The sequence below is a fragment of the aff. Roholtiella sp. LEGE 12411 genome (genome assembly GCF_015206995.1).
Lineage (GTDB): Bacteria > Cyanobacteriota > Cyanobacteriia > Cyanobacteriales > Nostocaceae > Komarekiella.
This window is the reverse complement of record NZ_JADEXR010000283.1, coordinates 1-2,566: the sequence shown is the minus strand read 5'-3', so window position 1 is coordinate 2,566 and position 2,566 is coordinate 1. Positions and strand designations below refer to the sequence as shown.

Genomic DNA, 2,566 nt, shown 5'->3' with positions numbered 1-2,566 from the left:
CCCCATAACCTATGCCCCACCCTGAGAAATAATCATCTCACGAATTGCATGAGCTGTGGCAGGTGCTAGTAAAACGCCGTTGCGATAGTGTCCGGTGGCAAGGATGACATTATTAAATCCTGGTAGCTTACCGATAACGGGTGCTGGGCGTGCTTCGGGACGGGGACGTAACCCTGACCAAGTGCGGATGATACTTGCTGCTGCTAACTCTGGGCAAAAAGCGATCGCTTGTTCTCGAACAGACTCCAGGAGTTTTTGATTTGGCGCTATTTCATTGCCATTGCTAGGAAACTCAACTGTTGCACCTACCCAGTAGTCTCCATTAATCACACGCACGATATGGACATCATTACCATTGATCACTGGCTGAAAGTCGGGGTTTCCCAATGGATGATCTAAACGTACTTGCAATGCTTGCCCCAACACAGGGCGGATATCGACCATTTGGTTCAATTTTGCCGTTAGTGGCGTTGAACCCAATCCAGCTGCAATTACAAACCAATCTGCTGTTATTTTTCCTGCTGTAGTCTCAAGTTGCTTGCAAACTTTGGGGGAAGACTCAAGGAATGGCGTTGGCGCATCCAAAACGGTGACGCCAAATTGAAAAGTTACACCGTTATGTTGGGCAGCCTCAACTAAAGCTAATGTCAAGGCAGTTGGATCAAGTTGGCGGTCTTGAGGAGAATAGACAGCGCCAGTAATTTTTGGATTATTGACTTGAGGACAGATATTTTTGAGTTTAACAGCGTCCCAAATTTCCAGATGCCAGCCTTGAGAATCACGAATTTCTACTAGCTTTTCCCATGCTGGAAAATTTTCTTCTTCCAAGCAAAGACTGAGAATCCCCTGGCGGTTGAAAGAGATTTTGCGAGCTGTTATGGCTTCTAGTTCTGGAACCAAGGTTTCATAGCGTTGGATACTAGTTTGTCGCATCTGCCAAGCTTTACCCTTGATTTTATGGCTAATCACACCCATCAAAACGCCAAGTGCAGCGCCTGTAGAAGCTTGGGCAGGTGGTTGTTGGTCAAAAACTGTGATTTTGATCCCTTTAACTTGACTCAGTTCATAGGCGATCGCAGCCCCAACTACGCCACAACCGATGATAACTATATTCATGACTGTTTTTGGGGTAAAGATGGGGGGATGGGGAGAATGGGGGAACAAAAATTTAAAATTACTCCCCCACTCCCCCACTCAACACTCAGCACTCATTACTCAACCTGACTGCTCGTTTGAGGAAGCAACTGGAGGAATTTGTCAATATCTGCGAAAGCCGCTTGGGAGTCACTCAAGGCTACCTGAGTATTCCTAGTATTAGCAGCTTTGTCGATTTTAACCAGGTGGTTAAAAAAATCTCGCGTTATTTGACGTGCTATGGGTTGGTCTTTGGGTAGAAGGTTGGGAGTGATATAAGTCATACTCAGCCTTGCTTCTGTTATGGGGCCATGTATAAAGTTACTCACGTCAATCCAATCTTTTGTTTGGATTAGGTTTTTCAGTTCTTCTGAGCGATCGCGCACAGTCTGAATTTCGGGAACATAAGTCTGAATCTTCTCAAGTTGCGATGCTGTGTAGGTTGGAGGTGCCACTGCAACACCAGGGCCGCCACAACTAATGAGAAATGTGGCCAATAATACCAGAATCATTGACAAAATCGAGCGTTGACGCACCATACACTGAATTTATTTGCTTTTTGTTTACCGATTAACAGTGTAATTTTAGATCGCTGGCGCAATTTATCCTTCTTGCCAACAAAGGATTTTCTACAAAATCCTCATATTTTCCATAAATGGTGGAGTTGCATCGGCTATTGGGAAATTTTTAAGTACAATTACTTAATAGGTGTTACTCAGTCACAACAATAAGCAATTTTTGGCATCTATTGGTAAATAATAATTGTTAGGAAAGCAAGATTTAGAGTTGCTAAATATTATAGGTATTGATAATCTGGAACACTGGCAATACAAGCATTCTGGCGGTTTTTTTGTATTCGCATTCTCCAGACGCCGACGCAATATAGGAGTGTTTTTTCGTGAACGCAGCTGAACAGGCAACTAACCTTGAACTCGCCAGCAAAATTGCTACGGTAGTTAATTTGTTCAAATTGGAATTCCCCGATGCCAAATCTGATCTCAAACCTTGGAAGAATGACCCTGAAACCAGGGAGTTGGTTGATCCAGATTCTATAGACATCGGCTTTCACTTTCCTGGTATCAGCAAATCTTGGCGAAGTCGCAGTATTTTGATTCAAATCCGATTTTATCAAGATCCCATCAACGATTCACGGCGTGCGATCGGCGTTGAGGTAGCTGGATTTGACCATCGCGGCGAGGCGTGGCGACTTTCTACGGTAGAAAACTGGAGTGTTGTGGGCACATCTTCGCCTTCTGGCGAAATCGAGGATAAGCTCAAACAGATTTGCCGACAGATTTTAGAAGTTTTTAATTGTACTGGAGTTTAGACTAAACGCATGACAAAGTAACTCAGGATAAGTGAGTCACAAGCTTTACACTCCAAAATTGAAAATCGAAGAGTTAAGCAGATTGTGGCGTTGGTTTTGGGGATT

Annotated in this window: 3 protein-coding genes; 1 reads left to right on the top strand and 2 read right to left on the bottom strand. The window is 43.8% G+C overall.

The genetic code is table 11. The annotated features are described in order from the left end of the window. Positions 1 to 9: 9 nt before the first annotated feature. Positions 10 to 1,116: an FAD-binding oxidoreductase gene (locus IQ246_RS29365; protein WP_194006801.1), complete on the bottom strand. Its 1,107-nt coding sequence runs from the start codon at positions 1,114 to 1,116 to the stop codon at positions 10 to 12. A gap of 95 nt (positions 1,117 to 1,211) precedes the next feature. Continuing rightward, complete coding sequence (psbQ, locus tag IQ246_RS29360; RefSeq protein WP_194006800.1) at positions 1,212 to 1,673, bottom strand: photosystem II protein PsbQ; 462 nt, start codon at positions 1,671 to 1,673, stop codon at positions 1,212 to 1,214. A gap of 359 nt (positions 1,674 to 2,032) precedes the next feature. Between psbQ and IQ246_RS29355 the strand changes: the two genes are divergently transcribed. Then, a complete protein-coding gene (locus tag IQ246_RS29355; RefSeq protein ID WP_194006799.1) occupies positions 2,033 to 2,461 on the top strand; it encodes a hypothetical protein in 429 nt (142 codons plus the stop codon). The last annotated feature ends 105 nt before the right edge of the window (positions 2,462 to 2,566 follow it).

What these genes read in the sequence shown, in the direction of transcription:
- IQ246_RS29365 (WP_194006801.1), bottom strand. Translation starts at nt 1,116, where the DNA reads ATGAATATAGTTATCATCGGTTGTGGCGTAGTTGGGGCTGCGATCGCC.
- psbQ (WP_194006800.1), bottom strand. Translation starts at nt 1,673, where the DNA reads ATGGTGCGTCAACGCTCGATTTTGTCAATGATTCTGGTATTATTGGCC.